This window comes from Blastopirellula retiformator, assembly GCF_007859755.1.
GTDB classification, from domain to species: Bacteria; Planctomycetota; Planctomycetia; order Pirellulales; family Pirellulaceae; genus Blastopirellula; species Blastopirellula retiformator.
Map to the genome: position 1 here is coordinate 1,411,008 of NZ_SJPF01000001.1, position 17,462 is coordinate 1,428,469.

Sequence of the window (17,462 nt, forward strand, 5' to 3'; positions counted from 1 at the left end):
AATACGCAGTGGCGAGCTAGAATGCAGCCCGTTTGTCGAAACCCTGCTTGTCGAGACCAAGCCGCGAACTCGCCAACAGCGACCGGAACTTGGAAGCGGGACGTCGGCGGGCTTTGCTTTGGGCGCCGGCCAAATGGGTCACATCAAAGTGGAGCGACTGATCGTCGTCGCCATGAATGACGTCAATCAATCGATCGCCTTTCCGCACCAATTGCTGAGCGCCGTCGGGGGAAGTTCCCTGGGTAATGCTGAAATAGGCCAGCAGGTCGTTTTCGTCCGACAGGTGCGTGATGCGGTAGGGGGCGTCAAGCGACCCGTCACCGGTGGCGAGCAAGCCTTCCAGCATCGATCGAAAGAGGAACCGTTCGAGTTCAGCCTCGCCGTAGCAACCCATTTCGTTGGCGGCGACGCCAGCGAAGAAGTGGGCGGCGGGACTGGCTACCCATGCAAACGGCATTTCGGTCGTCCGCCAGTAGGTTTCGCGAAAATCGCCGCGCTGACAAGCCGCTTCTAACTCGAAAACGAAACCGCCTTGCGGATCAAAATCGGGTTCCGCGGCTACCTCGGCCTGTAGCTGGGCGAAACCCTGGCTATTTGGCGCCTCGAGATAGTTGCGATAAACGTCCGACATTCAAAGCCTCACCAAGGGGGCGACAAGACGGATGTGCGAGTCACTTATTCGCTTCATCAGAAGCTCTCGACATCACGCGTGCGTCTCGTCTTTAAAGAGCCGCGTACTCAGTTAACTCTTTTAGACTAACGAGCGCTCTTTCGAAAGGCAATAACTTTCGCGCGCGCAGCGCTGCAATTTTTCGTCGAAGCGCAGCGCTGCGGTAGCGCACCATGGTCGTAGATGGTAACGCAGCGGCGCTTGCAACGCGCTGCGCGAAGTTGTTTGGCGCGCTGCCGATCGTTGTGGTCAAGAAACAACAAAGGCCGCGAAGAGGAACTCGTCGCGACCTTGCTTAAGATCAAAGTTTGGTCGTCAGGCGACCAATTCTTGGCATGGCGATTAACCAAAGGCGTCGAAGGATCCCCCTTTGCCCGCCTCTTTGCCGATACGTCCCGCTGATTCGATCAACGAAACGACCGCTTCGCCTTGTTGTTCGACGGCATCCAGGCCTTTTTTCGCGACCGCGTAGCCGATTTGCGACTTCGTTTGGGCATCTTTCGCCGCCAAAACGCTCGCAACCGCTGGATCTAAACCTGTCATCGCTACCCCTTCTGAAAACAACATCGCTTATTTCGGGTATCGGTTGGTCAGAAGCGGAAACTTGGGCGAAAACCAGGCGTTCCCCTGGTGCGGATTGGCGCGATCTTGACGACAAACCACTCGCGTCGTGCGTTTCGCAGCGGCTTGGGTGATCGCCAGCGAGCGTTAATCCAACCGGATCTTCAGTCCCATTTCCGTTTTCATGTGTAGCAGGGCTTCGGCGTTTCCCTTGGCGTCGTCGACCGGGTGATGCGTATGTTTCGTCTTGCGCAGACGCTTGAAATTAACGAAACAGTCCTTTTGCATCCCTTTGTAGAGCGATCCCAGGTTGCTCGAACTGTGCCCGAACGGATTTTTCCCCACCAAGTGGTGGAAATACCAGTTCACAAACTGCCAATCAAAGCCATTGTTGTCCGAGATGAACATCGGCTGGCCGTTTGTCGTCTCGCCGATCCAGGCCGCCAGGCGTTGCATTTCGGTCTCGGCGGTCGGAAAGGCGAGAGTTTCCTCTCGCGAGAAGCCGCTGACCGCCAATGCCTGAGGGATCCACTTGTCTGAGATCGGGCGCAGCTGCGAATAGAAGGTTTGCTCAAGGCCTGGCTTCACCAGCACGGCGCCCAGACAGACCATCGAGTAGTCGCCGGGGATCGGACCATCCGCCTCGACGTCAATCATGTAGTAGCTCATCGAATTCTCTTTCTCACTTTTCTCTTTCTTATTTGTTCAATCGCCTATTGGAGCGATGACGCCGATGGTCGGCAACTTGGTTCGCGCCCGCAGCGACTCGGTATAGGAAAAAAAGTGTCGGTCGGCATCGATTTCTTCTACAATAGGGGGCTCTAAGCAACTGTTTCATCTCGCCAAAATCCTTCCTGCCGAGAAGCCCCATGCCCCAACTTCGTCCGTTTCTGCTCGCACTGTTCGCCCTCTGTCTGTTGCCAGGCGTCAGTTCCGCCGCCGAACTGGCCCGTTCGCAGCCCAACATCATCCTGATCATGACCGACGATCAGGGATACGCGCCGGTCGGGCGTCATGGGCATCCTTGGATCGAAACGCCCAACATGGACAAGTTGTACGACCAGTCGGTCCGGTTTACCCGGATGCTGGTCGCGCCAACCTGCTCGCCGACGCGCTCGGCCTTGATGACCGGTCGACATCCAATGCGAAACGGCATCACCCACACGATCCTAGAGCGGGAACGGATGACCCTGGACGCGGTCACCTTGCCGCAGACGCTCAAGAAAGTGGGCTACACGACCGGCATCTTCGGCAAGTGGCACCTGGGAGACGAAGACGAATACCAGCCGCACCACCGCGGCTTCGACGAGGCGTTCATTCATGGCGCCGGCGGCATCGGTCAGGCGTACGACTGCAGCTGCGCCGACGCACCCGGCAATAAGTATTTTGACCCGGCCCTTCGCCACAACGGCAAGTTCGTCAAAACCGACGGTTACTGCACGGATCTCTTTTTCACCGCCGCGCTCGGCTGGATCAAAGAGCAGAAGGACCGGGACGCCCCGTTTTTCGCCTACATCGTGACTAACGCCCCGCACTCGCCGTTTATCGCTCCCGAGAAAAACGCCGAGCGATTTACCAAGCTTGGTTTTGACAAGAACGCCGCCGGCTTCTACGGCATGATCGAAAACATCGACGAGAACCTTGGCCGCGTAATGCAGAAGCTGGATCAATGGCGGCTGGCCGATGATACGGTCGTTATCTTCATGTCGGATAACGGCATGTCGGGGGGCGTCTCCGGCAAGGGGGGCAAACCGCTCGGCAAGTCGGCTGAGGGCGAAGATCTGTACGCCTACAACGCCGGCATGAAGGGGCTGAAGGGATCGAGCGACGAAGGGGGCGTCCGCGTGCCGTTCTTCGTTCACTGGAAGGGGAAGATCGAGCCGAACCGGGACGTCGACCGCATCGCCGGGCACATCGACGTTTTCCCCACAATCGCCGATCTGGCCGGAGCGCCGCTGCCGGAAGGTCAGGTCGAAGGACGCAGCCTACTGCCGCTGGTCGAAAACGCAGAAGCCGATTGGAAAGATCGCTATCTGTTTACGCATCAAGGTCGCTGGCCGACCGGCGCCGAGCCGAACAAGTACCAGTGGGAAAAGTTCGCCGTCCGCAACCAGAAGTATCGCCTGGTCGGCGAAAATCAGCTGTTTGACATGGAAGCCGATCCTGGGCAGAAGACCAACGTGATCGACGGGCATCCTGACGTCGCCGCCGCGATGAAGACCGCCTACGACGCCTGGTGGAAGGGGACGCGACCGATGATGGTCAACGAAACCGCCAAAATGTCGCCCACCAAGCCGTTCTGGCAGGCTTACTATGCCCAGGAAAAAGCAGAGGGAATCCCGGCGTGGGTTCCGCCGCAACTGTAATTGGAGCATTGCGGGTTCACAAGCAGGCCAGGTTCGTCGTCGGTTGAGCGCATCTGGCTCGGGCGGCGTTACTCTCGCTTGGGAGTCGCACTAGAACATCGCCGTCTCTTTGCCGCTTCCGTTGACCAACGTGATCTTGCACTTTGGCAGCGCCCCCTTCAGTCGCTTGGCGCCTTCCTGCGTCACTTGCGGGCCGAGGGTAACTTCGCGCAGCGTCTTGATCTTCGCCAGATCGTCGATCCCAGCGTCCGTGATCGCCGCCGATCCCGCGCTCAGATGGGTCAATTTCGACAGCTTGGCCAGTTCGGCCAATGACGCATCGTCAAAGCCTTCCCCAATGGCGAGCGACTTTAGGGAACTGGCCGTTGCAATCGCGGAGAAGTCCTGGATGCCGCGGACTTTCAGCAGCGACAACTGCGTTAAGTTGGTCAGCTTGTCCATCGCTGGCCAGGCCTCCAGCGGCGGTTCGCATTTCATCAAGCCGATATCGAGCGCTTCGAGCGTCTCGGCCGTCGCGAGCGCTTCCACCAACTGGGGCGAGACGCGGACGCCGTCAAACGAAGCTAACTCGCCATGGTCGATCGCCAGCCGCTCTAGGTTGGTCATCTTGTGCAGCGGCGGCGCCACGTCGGTCGGCGTCTTGGACGACGTGATTCGTAGCGTCTGCAAGTGCGCAAGTTCGCCAATCGCTTGCCAGGCTCCGGCGTCGGCCCAGCGGGTTTGATACAGGAACAACTCGCGGACCGCAGCCATGTCGGCGATCGCAGCGACGATCTCCGACGTCATCTCGGCGTCGATCAGCGTCAGTTTTTTCAGGCTGCTGCTGTGCGCCAACGGCGCCAGATGCTCGGCCGTGATTTCGCCCCCGACCAGGGCCAGGTGACTCAGGCGTTGCGCTTTGGCGATCGCCGCGTAACCGTCGACCGTCAGCGAAGTGCTGTCGAGATCGAGCTCTTCGATCGCCGATCGCCCGATCGCGGCGGCGTCTTCATCGCCAATCCCCTTGCCGTAGGCGTTCAGGCAAACAGGCGAGTCGAAACTGATGACGCGGCTGACCAACCCGGGCCGCGGTTGATTCAAAAAGAGCGTCACTTCGTCGAGTTCGGCATACGCGTTGGGACCCAATAGGCCCTCCGTCCAGTGAGGCTCCGCCGGCAAGCCCGGCTCTTCCTCTAGTTCCGACCTCAACGTCAACGCTCCTCCGCTGGCTTGCAACTCGCTCCGGACGCTTTCAAACCGAACGGAACGGAGTCGGTAGTAGCTGACGTAGGCCAGGACGACGGCGAATAGAGTCACCACGGCCATCAGGGCCAGCAGCGAGAAGCGGAAGATGCGTTTCATAGGAGACGAGCAGGTCGGGGCCGATTGTCAGAAAAGCGAGCTTGATTGTACCTCCCCCCGTAGGCCATGGCGAATGACAAAGCAAATTGGGCAAGAGTCAAAAAAGGCCGCCGAGTTCGCCCCGGCTGCCTTTGGGATGGAAACTATGGCGCCAGCGGGTTTTTCTTAACCCAAACGCCAGGTCGCTCCTTCTTTGCGGTCTTCCAGCGTCACGCCGATCTCGGTCAGGCGATCGCGGATGACGTCGCTCATCTCGAAGTCCTTTTTCGAGCGAGCGGTTGCCCGGACGTCGATCAGCAGTTGCATCAGCTGACCGACCAACTCGCTGTCGCCGCTTGACGACTTCTCGGGCGCCTTCACAAAGATGCCGAGGATGCCGGCCAGTTCGCGGAGGACCGTGAACGCATGGACGACGCTGATCACATCTTCCGGATTCTTGGTCTCTTCCAGCTTTTTCTGATCGATCGTTTTGTTGATCAGACGGGCGATTTCGAATAGTTCGCTGACGGCGCCGCCGGTGTTAAAGTCGTCGTCCATCTTTTCGAGATAGGCGTCGCGATGTTTGGCGACGGCAGACAGCAGTTCGTCTTTTCCGGCGTCGAAGTCCCCATCTTTGCGGGTTTTGGCGGCGTCAATGTTGTAGAAACTGTCGCCAGTCAAACGTTCAAACCGTTCAAACAAGCGATAGAAACTGTCGAGGCCGACGCCGGCTTCGGCGATCGCTTCTTCGCTAAACAGGATCGTGCTGCGGTAATGGGTGCGAAGCAGGAAGAAGCGGATCCGCTCGCCTCCTTGGCTGTCGATCATTTTGGCCAGACCGCCAGCGCCTTGGGAGCGGCTCATCTTGCCGCCGACATCTTCGGCCGCATCGCTTTCGCGTTCGGCGCGACCGCCGATCTTGCCGGCCGCCGCATCGCGCCGCAAGAGACCGTTATGCATCCAGTATTTGACCATCGGCTTGGCGTGGCAGCATTCGCTTTGAGCGATTTCGTTTTCGTGGTGGGGGAAGATCAGGTCGAGCCCGCCGCCGTGGATGTCGAAGGTTTCGCCCAGAATCGCTTTGCTCATCGCCGAGCATTCGATATGCCAGCCAGGGCGGCCTTCTCCCCACGGACTTTTCCAGCTTGGTTCGCCCGGCTTCGCTTTCTTCCACAGGGCGAAGTCGCCCGGCGAGCGTTTGCGAGAAGCGGCCTCGCCACCTTCTCCTTGCATCGCTTCGACGGTCCGGTTGGTCAGCTTGCCATACTCGGCGTCTTTGGTGACTTCAAAGTAGACGTCCCCTTCCGACTCGTAGGCGAACCCTTTTTCGATCAGTTCGGCGACCATGGCGATGATGCCGTCCATCGTTTCGGTCGCTTTCGGCATCTTGTCGATCTGGTCGACTCCCAGGGCCGATAGATTGTGCAGGTAGTCGGCGATGTTCTCCTTCGCCACTTCCTCCATGCTGATGCCGCGCTCGGTCGCCTTTTTGATCAGCTTGTCGTCGACGTCGGTGATGTTGACGACCAACGTGACGTCATAGCCGGAGTAAGCGAGATACCGCTTGATCGTGTCGAAAATAACCGGGCCAACCATATGACCGATATGCGCCTCGGCATATACGGTCGGGCCGCAGAGATAAATCCCCACCTTGCCCGGCGTAACCGTTTGAAACTCTTCCTTGGTTTTCGACAACGTGTTGTAAACGCGAATGGTCATGGCTTTTTAGGTTAAGAATGGAACATGGAGGACGCGGAGAAGAAACGGAGGACACGGTAAGGAAAATCGTGGTTCGTGACTTCGCAGGTCCTGTTTAAGTTGTGAGTTGAATGGTTGTGGGGTAGTGGTGTGATTGGCCGCCGAAGTAGAACTTTGATTTCTGCGGAAGAAAGCCGGATTCAAGCGTCTGATAGACTCGGTAGAAAGCGTCAATAATCGGTTGAGTCCGCTGCTGATCAACAAGCATGCCTTCCCCCTCTTACCGCGTCTTTCCGTGACTCTTGCCGTGTGCTCCGTGTTCTATTCTTCTCTTCAGATAAACTCGTCAATCCGCTCCAGCAGGACGACGCATTCGGCTTGGATCGCTTCTAAGCGGCCGACCGGGCCGACCTTTTCGCCGGTTTTCGATTTGATGCCGATCTGCTCGGGATGGATGTCGAGGATCTCCGCCAGGGCGGTGCGCATCGCGTCTTTGTAAGGCGAAAGTTTCGGTTCCTGCGCGAAAATCACCGTGTCGAGGTTGATGATCCGCCACATCTGTTCGTTGATCTTGTGGTTGGCGAAACGCAAAAAATCGGCCGAATCGCGTCCCTTGTTTTCCGTGGCGCTGTTCGGAAACCACTCGCCAATGTCGGGCAAATTGGCGGCGCCCAGTAACGCATCGGTGATCGCGTGCATCAAAACGTCGGCGTCGCTATGACCAACCATGTGGCGGTCATGCGGAATATCGACTCCTCCCAGCCGCAGCGGGCCTCCTTCGGCAAGCCGATGAGTGTCGTGCCCTAATCCGATTCGGATCATGTGGGGTCTGCTAGTGCGGGAACGGTAACCTTAAAAAACGTCAGAGTTTGCGCTCCTTACGCCAACTCCCAATGGCGGGCGATTATAGCCCACACGCCGAAAACCGACAACGCGAACGAGCGGCCCTCGGGCAGACCTCCTATTTGTCCGCGGGCTTCCCGCACTTCCTCTATGACCCGTCAGAGTTACAATCGAAGCATGCCCCCAATTATCGAAATCCAGCAGCTGACGAAGACATACGAGGTCTACCAGAAAAAAGAGGGGCTCTTGGCCTCGATCCAAGGGCTGTTTCATCGCGAACATAAGACCGTCGAGGCGGTTCGCGGTATCGATCTGACCGTCGATCAGGGGGAATTCGTCGCTTTTCTGGGCCCCAACGGCGCCGGGAAGACGACCACCCTCAAGCTCCTCTCTGGCGTCATCAATCCGACTAGCGGCAGCGCAAACGTCATGGGATACGTCCCCTGGAAGCGCGAAAATGGGTATCGCCGGCGGTTTGCCTTGGTGATGGGCCAGAAAAACCAGCTCTGGTGGGATCTACCGGCGCAAGATAGTTTCCGGCTCCACCAGAAGATCTACCGGGTCGACGAGCAGGAATTCAAGCGAACCGAGGATGAGCTGACCGATTTGCTCGACGTCCGCCGGCTGTTGAATCAGCCGGTCCGCAACCTTTCGCTCGGTGAGCGGATGAAGATGGAACTGATCGCCGCGCTGCTCCACTCGCCCGACGTGTTGTTCCTGGACGAACCGACGATCGGTCTGGACGTGGTCGCCCAGCACAACATCCAGCAGTTCCTGAAGCACTACCAGGAAGAGCGAGAAATCACCGTCCTGCTGACCAGCCACTACATGAAGGACATTGCCGCCCTCTGCAAGCGAGTGGTGGTGATCGCCGGCGGCGAGATTATCTACGACGGTTCGCTCAACGGCATCATCGACCGCTTTGGCGGCCACAAGATCGTGACGCTGCAGTTTGATCAGGAAGAAGTGCCGGGCGATTTGGCGCGCTTTGGCGACGTGCTGGAAATTCAATCGCCGCGCGCCAAGATTCAGGTCGATCGCAACGCGGTTGGTCGGGTGTTGGGCTCGATTCTTGATCAGTACGAACTGGCCGACGTCAGCGTCGAAGACCCGCCGCTGGAGCAGGTGATTGCTGACGTCTTCTCCCTATCGCGAGGCGACGCCTCGCCGGAGACGACTGGTTCTGAGCCGGCCGCGACCCACTAAAACCAAGCGAAGGAGCTACGTCATGAGCGAATTGGCGGCCCGCGCTTCAACCTGGTGGGCAATCTTCAAAATCAACTTTCACGAGAAGCTCGTCTATCGGGGCGACTTCATGCTCGGCACGCTGATGCGATTTCTGCCGATCGTGACGCAGGTCTTCTTGTGGTATGCGGTGTTTGGTTCGATCCAGGCCCACATGAGCGACGACGGCGACGGCGGCCAGGCCAAGATCGCCGGCTATACCTACGACAATATCGTCGCCTATTACTTGCTATCGACGGTCAGCCGCGCCTTTAGCAGCATGCCAGGGTTGGCGTCAGGCATCGCCCTGCAGATTCGCGAAGGGGAGATCAAGAAATACTTGATCCAGCCGCTCGACCTGATTTCGTTCATGTTTCTCAATCGGCTGGCGCACAAGCTGACCTATTACATTGTCGCCGCGGCGCCATTCGCCCTGGTGTTTTGGCTGTGCCGCGACTTCTTTAGCGGTTGGCCGCCGCCGCATATTCTGGCTGCGTTTTTTGCGTCGCTGATCATGAGCTTCGCACTCGGCTTCTTTCTAGAAGCGACGATCGGCATGATTGGCTTCTGGTTTTTGGAGGTCAGTTCGCTGCTGTTCGTCTACATGCTGTTCAACTTCTTCCTCTCGGGACATATGTTCCCGCTTGACATGCTCGACAACGTCAGTGGACCGTGGGGTTTGATCGTGCGAGGGTTGCCGCTGATGTACCTCGCCTATTTTCCGGCGGCGGTGTTCCTGGGGAAGATCCAAGGAACCGAACTGGTGATCGGCCTGATTGTGCAGTTGGCCTGGGTGATTTTCTTTTTTTTCACCTGTCGGTTGGCGATGCATTACGGCGTCAAGCGATACAGCGGATACGGAGGCTAATATGGCGTCAGAACGAGCGGCTTACGGCGCCGTGTTTTACACCTTCGTGCGCAACAGCTTGATCCGCGACCTCAGCTATCGCAGCAACTTTTTCATTGAGTGCGCCTCGAGCATGTCGTGGGTCTTGATGAACCTGGGGTTCTATCTGCTGATCTTCAGTTTTACGACCGAGATCGGCGACAACACCGGTTGGCGAAAGTTCGAGTTTTTCGTCTTCCTGTCGACGACGCTGTTTATCAACAGTTTGATGCAGACGTTCTTTATGCCGAATGCGCAGGAATTCTCCGAGCTGATTCGCACCGGGCGTCTCGACTTCGCCTTGCTCAAACCGATCGACACGCAGTTCCTAATTTCGTTTCAAAAGGTGAACTGGCCGTCGATGTCGAATTTTTTCTTCGGCGTCGTCCTGCTGAGCATTTCGCTGTGGAATTTGACGCAGCGGCCCGAGAACCCGCTGGTAGTCACCCCTTACATGATGATCGCCTACCCGCTGTTTATCTTGTGCGGGGTCGGTATCCTGTACAGCCTGATGATCATTCTGGCGGCGACCAGCATCTGGCTGGGCCGCAACCAATCGTTGTACGATTTCTGGTTCTACATCACCAGCTTTTCCCGCTACCCGATGGAAATCTACGAAGGGGGCATCGGCGGCACGCTGAAGTTCATCTTCACCTTCATGATTCCGATTTTGGTGGTGGTGAACGTCCCGGCCCGCATCATGGCCAAGCCGCTGGGAGTTGACGATGGGGGCCAATCGATGATGTATAACAGCATGCTTCTGGCGATCTTCGCTGTGATCGCCACCGCCGGCAGCATCCTGGGATCGCGATGGGTCTTTAAGAAGGCGCTGCTCAGCTACCGCAGCGCCTCGTCGTAAGCAGCGATCGTAGCCCGACGCGCACCGCATTTCCCTCGCTCGCGCGTCGGGCTACTATTTGCCGTCGATCCACTCGCGTTGCCATAGCTCTAGCACTAGCAGCGCCCAGAGCCGTGCACTGTGGTCGAAGCTTCCGCTCATATGTTCATCGAGCAGCTCGCGGACCGTCTCTTCGCGGAATAGCCCGCGGCTGAGGGCCTTTTCCGAAAGGAGCGAATCGGTCAGCAGTTCCTTTAGCTCGTGTCGGAACCAATAGTCGAGCGGCACGCCGAAGCCCATCTTGGGGCGGTTCCAGATTTCCTGCGGCAGGCGATCGCCAAAGACCTTGCGCAAGATTTGCTTGCCGTGGCCGCGACTATGTTTGCGACCGACCGGTAAAGCGGCCGCATACTCGACCAACCGGTAGTCGAGAAACGGTTGCCGTACTTCCAGGGCGTGCGCCATCGAGGCGATGTCGACCTTGCAGTTCAAGTCGCAAGGTAGGTAGGTGACTAGATCGGCCAGCGACGCGCAGGTGATCGCGTCACGCTTGCCCGATCGCAGCCAGGCGGTCTTCAAAAAGTCGAACGGATCGTTGTCGCCGAGTTGGTTGACGAACTGGTCGGTGTAGAGTTGTCCGCGTCGCGATTCGTTGAAGATGCCGATCCAGTCGAGATACCGCCGCTGCGGCGACAGCGCGATCGCTTCGGAGAACCGCTTTGCTTGCCGCAATCGCGACTTCTGCCGTCCGCTGGAAGGGAGGTTTTGCCACATCTTGGCGCCAAGCAACTGCTTGAGCGGTCCAAGTCGATCGATCATCGCGCCCAGTCCGACCGCTTTGTAGCGTCGATAGCCGGCAAACAGCTCGTCGCCGCCGTCGCCGCTGAGGGCGACGGTCACTTCGGCCCGGGTTTGCTGCGAGACATACCAGGTCGGGATCGCCGAGCTATCGGCCATCGGCTCGTCGTAGTGCCAGGTCAGCTGCGGCAAGATCTCCAGAGCGCTTGGCGTGACCTGAAACTCGTGGTGCTCGGTTCCCAGGTGATTGGCGACCTGCCGGGCGAAGCTGGTCTCGTCATATTCCTTCTGCGGAAAGCCGATCGAGAAAGTCTTTACCGGGCGATCGCTGAACTTCTGCATCGAGGAGACGACCAGCGACGAGTCGACGCCGCCTGAGAGAAACGCCCCCAACGGCACGTCGGCTTGCATCCGCAGGCGGACGGCGTCGTCGAACAACTCGCGCAGCTCATCGTCTTGTAGCGGCGCGGTGCGGCGATCTTCGCGGGTGAAGTCAGGCTTCCAGTAACGCTCGACATGCAGGCCGGCGTCGCTGAAGACCGCCACTTCGCCGGGCGCGAGCTTCTTGATCCCTTTCAGGATCGTGTTGGGGTGCGGAACATATTGATAGGTCAGGTACTCGTCGACCGCCGAAGGATCGACTTCGCGCGGCACGTCAGGCAACGCCAGCAGCGCTTTCAGTTCGCTGCCGAAGACGATCCGCCCCGCGTGATGATAGTAGTAGACCGGCTTTTGCCCCAAGCGATCGCGTCCCAAGACGAGCCGTCGTTCACGCTGGTCCCAAATCGCGATGGCGAACATCCCGTTGAAGTGACGAAAGCAGCTGGGGCCTTCGTCTTCGTAGAGATGGACGATCGTCTCGGTGTCGCTGTGGGTGCGGAAGGTGTGCCCGGCGCCTTCGAGTCGGCTGCGTAGCGCGTGGAAGTTGTAGATCTCGCCGTTGAAGGCGGTCCAAACCGTTTCGTCCTCGTTGGCCAACGGCTGATGTCCGCCAGCCAGGTCGATAATCGACAACCGGCGATGTCCCAGCGCGACGCCAGGCAGCGGCGGATAGGGACTGCGCGATTGGAAGTCGCGATGATAGTAGCCAGCGTCGTCGGGACCACGATGCGAAATGCTGTCGGTCATTTTCCGCAGCGCATCGGCCGAAACCGCAAGTTGTGGATCGGTCCAAGCCGCTCCCGTGATGCCGCACACGCGCTAGTCCGCCTTGTTGTCAGTCAGGTGATTTTTGATTTGTCGGTTGGGTGCAGCGCCGAAAATGTAGGGTGGGTGGAGCAAGCGCGTACGGGTTAGCCGATTTGTCGTCGAAATGATTCGCTTGCGCAACCCGCCTTTGCGTGCAAGCACATTGTTGGGTTTCGCTCCGCTGCGCCCAACCTGCAGCTTTTTCGCGACGGCGTTCTCTTCTACCCTACGATTCTAATCGGGCGAAGCGGGGCGAACAGCTGCAGAAAAACGGGCGAAAAACTAGCTGCCTGTTGAAAAATGCCCTCGTGGCATTTTCCAACCTCGCCAGGCTCAGAGCATAGCTCTTCGCGGCTCGCAAAATAACGACTTACGTCGTTATTTTTGGATCGCGTCCGTACGATCACGCAGTCCGTCGAGAAAATCAACGGACTGCTAGCGCTTGAGACTAACGCAGACGATTTCCTCATCATTTCGGACGAAAACCGCCCGATCGGCGAACGCCGGGTGTGCCCAGGTAACGCCGCCGCGGCGGGAAAGCTGGGCCGTGGTCGGAGCGATGATCGCCGCTCGATCGAGCTCGCGATAGCCCTTGCGAGAGAGTTCGGCGATTACCAATTCCCCTTTCTCATTGAAGAGCCAATAGAGGGTTCCGTTACGCACGAAATGAATGTTGCTCCAGCGGCCCGGCGGCGTCGCCGTTTGGTCGGTCCAGATGCGATCGCCGGTGTTCGGGTCCAGGCAGCGGAGTTCGCCATGGCTGTCGCAACCGAAGATGGCGCTCGAGGTAAAGACTGGCGTGCTGATGATCGACTGCAGGGCGTCGGTGTCGCGTTCGCTTGGCCCAACCCGCAGCCACAGCTTTTCGGCGGTTGGCTCCTCTTGTCCCAACTGCAGCATTAACGAACCGTCGTAAAACGAAGTGAGGAACAAGCGGTCTCGATTGACGACCGGAGTAGAAATCCCGATCGGCATGTTCTTCGGCGCCCAAGGTATCCGCCAATAGACGGTCCCGTTTTGGGCGTTGAGCCCGGCGACGCTATCGCCGGTCCAGCAGACGACGACGTCCTTGCCTCCTTGATCGATCAAGATCGGCGCCGAGTAGCCGGCCCGATCGTTTAAGGCCCGCCACTCTTCTTCGCCGGTTCGGGTGTTGAGGGCGACGATGCAAGCGCCGTCTGCGCCGCCAATCTGCAAGATCAAGCGATCGCGGTAGACGAGCGGCGCGGCGGCGATGCCCCAGGCGGGCATCCGTATCTTGTAGTCGGCGTCGAGATCACGCTGCCAAAGGATTTGGCCCGACGTCGCATCAAGGCAGAACAAGTCCCCCATCGTGCCGAGGGCAAACGCGCTGCCGTTGTCGATCGTGACGCTGGCCCGCGGGCCGGCCTGATAGCCAACGCCGATGTAGGGGCAGTCATATTCGTGAGACCACAGCTTTCGCCCGGTCCGCTGATCGAAACAATGAATTCGCTCGATCTGCTTTGGTTCGACCAGGCGATCGGTGACGTAGACCTTGCCGGCAGAGACGGTGGGGCCGCTATAGCCGGCGCCAATTGGCGCTCGCCACAGCACTTCGGGCCCTGCGGCCGGAAACTTGCGAAGGATGCGATCCTCGCGCCAGACGCCGTCGCGGTTTTCACCACGCCACTGCGGCCAGTCTTCGGCCGCCGCAAGCGTGCAGACGGCCAGGCCAAAGGCAATCGAGAGCCAAGTGGTACGCATCCGGCGAATCCTTCCGTGCGACCTGGGCGCAGACTAGCGGTTGAACAAAAATGCTGGACTATTGATCAGCGCCCAAGCCAGGTCTTGTACGCCGGTCAAACGTTGATTCTTCTCAAGTTCGGCCAGTTTGGCAACCTTGTCTTGCAGTTGTTTCAGCCGAACGTCGCGTGACCGATAGTGTTCGGATAGGCGATTCGTCTGCTCTTCGCTGCGATCGGCGCTAGGGACGGCCAAGATCTGCTGAATCTCTTCCGGCAAGCTGCTCTTTAGATGCAGCGGACGCGGGCTGGTGGTGACCGACACGCGGAACTTGCCGAGCAAGTGATTGCTATCGGGGTACTGGAAATTCATCCGAACCGTCAGGTTGGTCCCCTCAGCAAAGCCGGCGTCATCGGCCGTTTCATAGATGGCGACGTGATTCTGGTTGAACTTCGGGCTGACCGCCCAACCGCTGCCGGGATTGCCGTCGATCGCCCCGCGGACATCCCAACCTTGCTGTGAGAAGTCGGCCTCGCCGCCGCTAAGCTGCACTTCGACCGACTGGGCGGCGTCAGTGCTGCTGGTCGCCGAGAGGGTAAGCTCGCTCAGGACGAAGTTGCCGTTGGGGGCCCGACCAGGTCCGCCGCTGGGCAGGTTCGAGTCGGCTAACGCCTCGATCCGCACGCCGGTGATGCCGGTCAGATCGGTTGGAAAGACCAGTTCGTATTCACCTTTTGCGAGCTTGCCGCTGACGAAGATCGACTGGTCCTCCCGCGACTCGAACTGGGCGCCGACGGTTGACTTCATGCCGGTTGCATCCAGTGGCGTCCACTCGGGCGTACGGGCTACGCCGGCTTCCCAGTCGGCCATGCCGGCCATCAGCTGGGCGTCGTACGCGGCCAATTGTTCTTGGGCCGCTTCGTAATCGCCAATGGATTCGTGCAGCGTCTGGATCGCCAGATCGCGTTCGGCGGTTGTTGGCTTTCGGGCAAAGAACCGTAGGAAAAGCTCTTCGACCAGCTGCGCGTCATCGGGCGTCGATGCGACCAGCTTGGTCAGTTCGCTGTTGGGGTCGGCGATCGCATCGGCGATGGTGGGGCCGTTGATCAGCTTCATGACTGGGCCCAGCATCACGCCGCCCGAGCGTTCGCATTCACACGAGCTTTCCCGCGGCGGACGACCGAAGTCGTCCAGAAACGGAATGCGGGCCGAGACGTCGGTCAACTGCGTCGCCCGGAAGCCGGCCGGAACGCCAGGCAGTTTGGGCATGCTGCCGGTCGCGGCATGGATTGCGTCGTACAGCACTTCCGCCGGCAACCGGCGGGGCAGGGCATGCGAGTAGTTGATCGCGTCATCTTCGTTCCAGCGATTCGTTTCGACCGAATGTTGATAAACCCGCGACGTGCAGATGCGACGCAAGATCGCCTGCATGTCGAAATCGGAGTCGATGAATTCCTGCGTCAGCCGATCCAGCAACTGCGGATTGACGGCCGGGTTGCCGGCGCGGATGTCATCGATCGGTTCGATGATGCCGACGCCAAACAGATAACCCCACAGCCGATTGACGTAGCTCTTGGCGAAGTATTGGTTCCGTGGCGAAGTCATCCAGTCGGCCAACTCGGCGCGGCGGCTGGCGGCGTCCTCAACCAGGTCGTCTTGGTAGGGGAACTCGGGCGAAGCCACGTCGCCGGTCAGCAGATGTTTCACCTCGCCCGATCCGGTGTCGTAAATCACTTCGGCCAGCGGCGTCGCCCCTTCGACCGCGGTTCCGCCGATTTTTTGACCCGCGTACTGTTTATCTTCTTTGCGGCCAACCTGAGCGAAGAAGGCCGAAAGGTGATAGTACTGGCTCTGCGTCCACCGCTCGAACGGATGGTCATGGCACTTGTTGCAGTTGAAGCGAACCGCCAGAAACAGCTGCGTCGTGTTTTCCATCGCCCCTTCCGGATCGCGGAGGATCTTGTAGTAGGCGCTGGGCGGGTTGTCGATGTTCGAGCCCGAAGCGGTCAGGATTTCATGCACGAACTGATCGTACGGCTTGTTCTGGGCGATCGACGCTTTGATCCAATCGCGAAACGCGTGGACGCCAGGCTCGCCGAGAAACTTCTCGTTGACCTGCAACAGGTCAGCCCACTTGTTGGTCCAATATTCGATAAATGGGGCGCTGCCGATCAAGCGATCGACGAGCGCTTCTCGTTTCGCTTGCGTTGGCGCTTTGTCGGCCAAGAACTCTATCACCGCCTCGGCGGTCGGCGGCAACCCGGTCAGGTCGAGCGAAACACGGCGGATGAACTCTTCGTCGCTGCAGAGCGGGCTCGGCAGCACTTTCACCCGCTGCAGTTTGTCGTAGACCAGCTGGTCGACATAGCTTTCGGTTGGCGGACTGGTCCACTCGAAGCCCGATCGATCCCCCATCACCGTGACGGTGGTTGCGGCATAGGCGCCATCGAAGCGGGCCAGCACCGCCGCTTCGCCTCGCCGCAACAGCGACAACACGCCATACGCGTCGGCGACTGCGACTTCGATATTGCCGCTTTCGATAAACGCATCGGCGGTGACGTCTTTGACCGTACCGTCGGCATAAGTAGCGAGAATGACGAACTGCTGCTTCATCTTCGGCAGCGGAATCACCGGGTTCTTCGGCAGTATCTCGATCGAGGCGACCTTGGGCGAATCGAGATCCAACTGCACGCCGCCGGCGATCCAGTTGCGAAGGATCTCGTAGCGACGATCGCCCGGCTTGGTCAGTTGGCCGCCGACATGCGGCACGGCGCCGCTGGTCTTTAGCAGCATCAAGCTTTGATCAGGCGCCGCGCGATTGAAGCGTCGGCCGGCGACATCATCGACGAGCGCCCGGTGATCGTAGATCGGGTCGTAACCGCGCAAGGAGAGCTTGAAGCCATTCTTACCATCTTTCGACCCGTGACAGGTTCCTTGGTTGCAGCCCATCTTCGACATCGCCGGGTTCACGTCGCGGATGTAGTCGGCGGCGATCTTTGCTTCCTGGTTGCGGACGACGACGGGAACATTGACGCTGTGCTTCCCATATTTCAGCACCAGTTGCGACTCGCCGTCGGCGGACGGCGAAACGAGCCCGGCCGGCGTGAACGTGAACTCCGTCGACTCATCCTGCCGTTGGGCGACCCGCGTCAGATCGACGATCTCGCCCGAGTCGAGCGTGCCGGTCACCAGCACCTGGGCGTAGGCGAAGGGCGAATCGAGTTCGATCCGCGCGGGCCAGGCTTCGACCTTGATGAGTTGCTTGCCGGGTGGAATCGTGTTCTCGGCGCGAGCGAACGGCGCGAGCGTGACCAGCAATAGCATGCTGAAGAGGATGCGCGATTTCATGAATGCGTTTCCTTGCTA

Annotated in this window: 13 protein-coding genes; 4 read left to right on the plus strand and 9 right to left on the minus strand. The window is 59.1% G+C overall.

What is annotated here, in order from left to right:
- Positions 1 to 16: 16 nt before the first annotated feature.
- From Enr8_RS05850 to Enr8_RS05860, 3 genes are all read right to left on the minus strand, one after another.
- On the minus strand, positions 17 to 631 hold the full coding sequence (locus Enr8_RS05850) for a hypothetical protein (protein ID WP_146429643.1): 615 nt from the start codon (positions 629 to 631) through the stop codon (positions 17 to 19).
- A gap of 381 nt (positions 632 to 1,012) precedes the next feature.
- Positions 1,013 to 1,213 carry a YjfB family protein gene (locus Enr8_RS05855; RefSeq protein WP_146429644.1) on the minus strand — a complete coding sequence of 67 codons (201 nt, stop codon included), beginning with the start codon at positions 1,211 to 1,213 and terminating at the stop codon, positions 1,013 to 1,015.
- Positions 1,214 to 1,378: 165 nt separating this feature from the next.
- A complete protein-coding gene (locus Enr8_RS05860; RefSeq protein ID WP_146429645.1) occupies positions 1,379 to 1,900 on the minus strand; it encodes a 3'-5' exonuclease family protein in 522 nt (173 codons plus the stop codon).
- Between the two features lie 200 nt (positions 1,901 to 2,100).
- On the opposite strand from Enr8_RS05860, the gene Enr8_RS05865 reads away from it, so the two are divergent.
- On the plus strand, positions 2,101 to 3,597 hold the full coding sequence (locus tag Enr8_RS05865) for an arylsulfatase (protein ID WP_146429646.1): 1,497 nt from the start codon (positions 2,101 to 2,103) through the stop codon (positions 3,595 to 3,597).
- 90 nt (positions 3,598 to 3,687) lie between these two features.
- Here the strand turns inward: Enr8_RS05865 and Enr8_RS05870 are convergent, their stop codons facing one another.
- The 3 genes from Enr8_RS05870 to ispF all read right to left on the minus strand — a co-directional run bounded on the left by Enr8_RS05870 (position 3,688) and on the right by ispF (position 7,437).
- A complete protein-coding gene (locus tag Enr8_RS05870; RefSeq protein WP_146429647.1) occupies positions 3,688 to 4,938 on the minus strand; it encodes a leucine-rich repeat domain-containing protein in 1,251 nt (416 codons plus the stop codon).
- A gap of 165 nt (positions 4,939 to 5,103) precedes the next feature.
- Positions 5,104 to 6,636: a cysteine--tRNA ligase gene (cysS, locus tag Enr8_RS05875; protein ID WP_146429648.1), complete on the minus strand. Its 1,533-nt coding sequence runs from the start codon at positions 6,634 to 6,636 to the stop codon at positions 5,104 to 5,106.
- Positions 6,637 to 6,948: 312 nt separating this feature from the next.
- Positions 6,949 to 7,437, minus strand: coding sequence for a 2-C-methyl-D-erythritol 2,4-cyclodiphosphate synthase (ispF, locus tag Enr8_RS05880; protein ID WP_146429649.1), 489 nt, complete (start codon positions 7,435 to 7,437; stop codon positions 6,949 to 6,951).
- Positions 7,438 to 7,635: 198 nt separating this feature from the next.
- On the opposite strand from ispF, the gene Enr8_RS05885 reads away from it, so the two are divergent.
- From Enr8_RS05885 to Enr8_RS05895, 3 genes are read left to right on the plus strand one after another with little or no spacing between them, the layout of a single operon-like run.
- Positions 7,636 to 8,664 carry an ABC transporter ATP-binding protein gene (locus tag Enr8_RS05885; RefSeq protein WP_246119955.1) on the plus strand — a complete coding sequence of 343 codons (1,029 nt, stop codon included), beginning with the start codon at positions 7,636 to 7,638 and terminating at the stop codon, positions 8,662 to 8,664.
- A gap of 22 nt (positions 8,665 to 8,686) precedes the next feature.
- Positions 8,687 to 9,550 (plus strand): ABC transporter permease, encoded by an 864-nt coding sequence (locus Enr8_RS05890; protein ID WP_146429651.1) that lies wholly within the window; start codon positions 8,687 to 8,689, stop codon positions 9,548 to 9,550.
- Position 9,551: 1 nt separating this feature from the next.
- Positions 9,552 to 10,427 (plus strand): ABC transporter permease, encoded by an 876-nt coding sequence (locus tag Enr8_RS05895; protein WP_146429652.1) that lies wholly within the window; start codon positions 9,552 to 9,554, stop codon positions 10,425 to 10,427.
- Positions 10,428 to 10,481: 54 nt separating this feature from the next.
- Here Enr8_RS05895 and asnB read toward each other — a convergent pair whose 3' ends face one another.
- From asnB to Enr8_RS05910, 3 genes are all read right to left on the minus strand, one after another.
- On the minus strand, positions 10,482 to 12,401 hold the full coding sequence (gene asnB, locus Enr8_RS05900; RefSeq protein ID WP_146429653.1) for an asparagine synthase (glutamine-hydrolyzing): 1,920 nt from the start codon (positions 12,399 to 12,401) through the stop codon (positions 10,482 to 10,484).
- Positions 12,402 to 12,827: 426 nt separating this feature from the next.
- Positions 12,828 to 14,117: an outer membrane protein assembly factor BamB family protein gene (locus tag Enr8_RS05905; protein ID WP_146429654.1), complete on the minus strand. Its 1,290-nt coding sequence runs from the start codon at positions 14,115 to 14,117 to the stop codon at positions 12,828 to 12,830.
- A gap of 33 nt (positions 14,118 to 14,150) precedes the next feature.
- The gene (locus tag Enr8_RS05910) at positions 14,151 to 17,444 is read right to left on the minus strand and encodes a DUF1549 and DUF1553 domain-containing protein (protein ID WP_146429655.1); all 3,294 of its coding nucleotides are present in this window, start codon (positions 17,442 to 17,444) and stop codon (positions 14,151 to 14,153) included.
- Between the last annotated feature and the right edge of the window lie 18 nt (positions 17,445 to 17,462).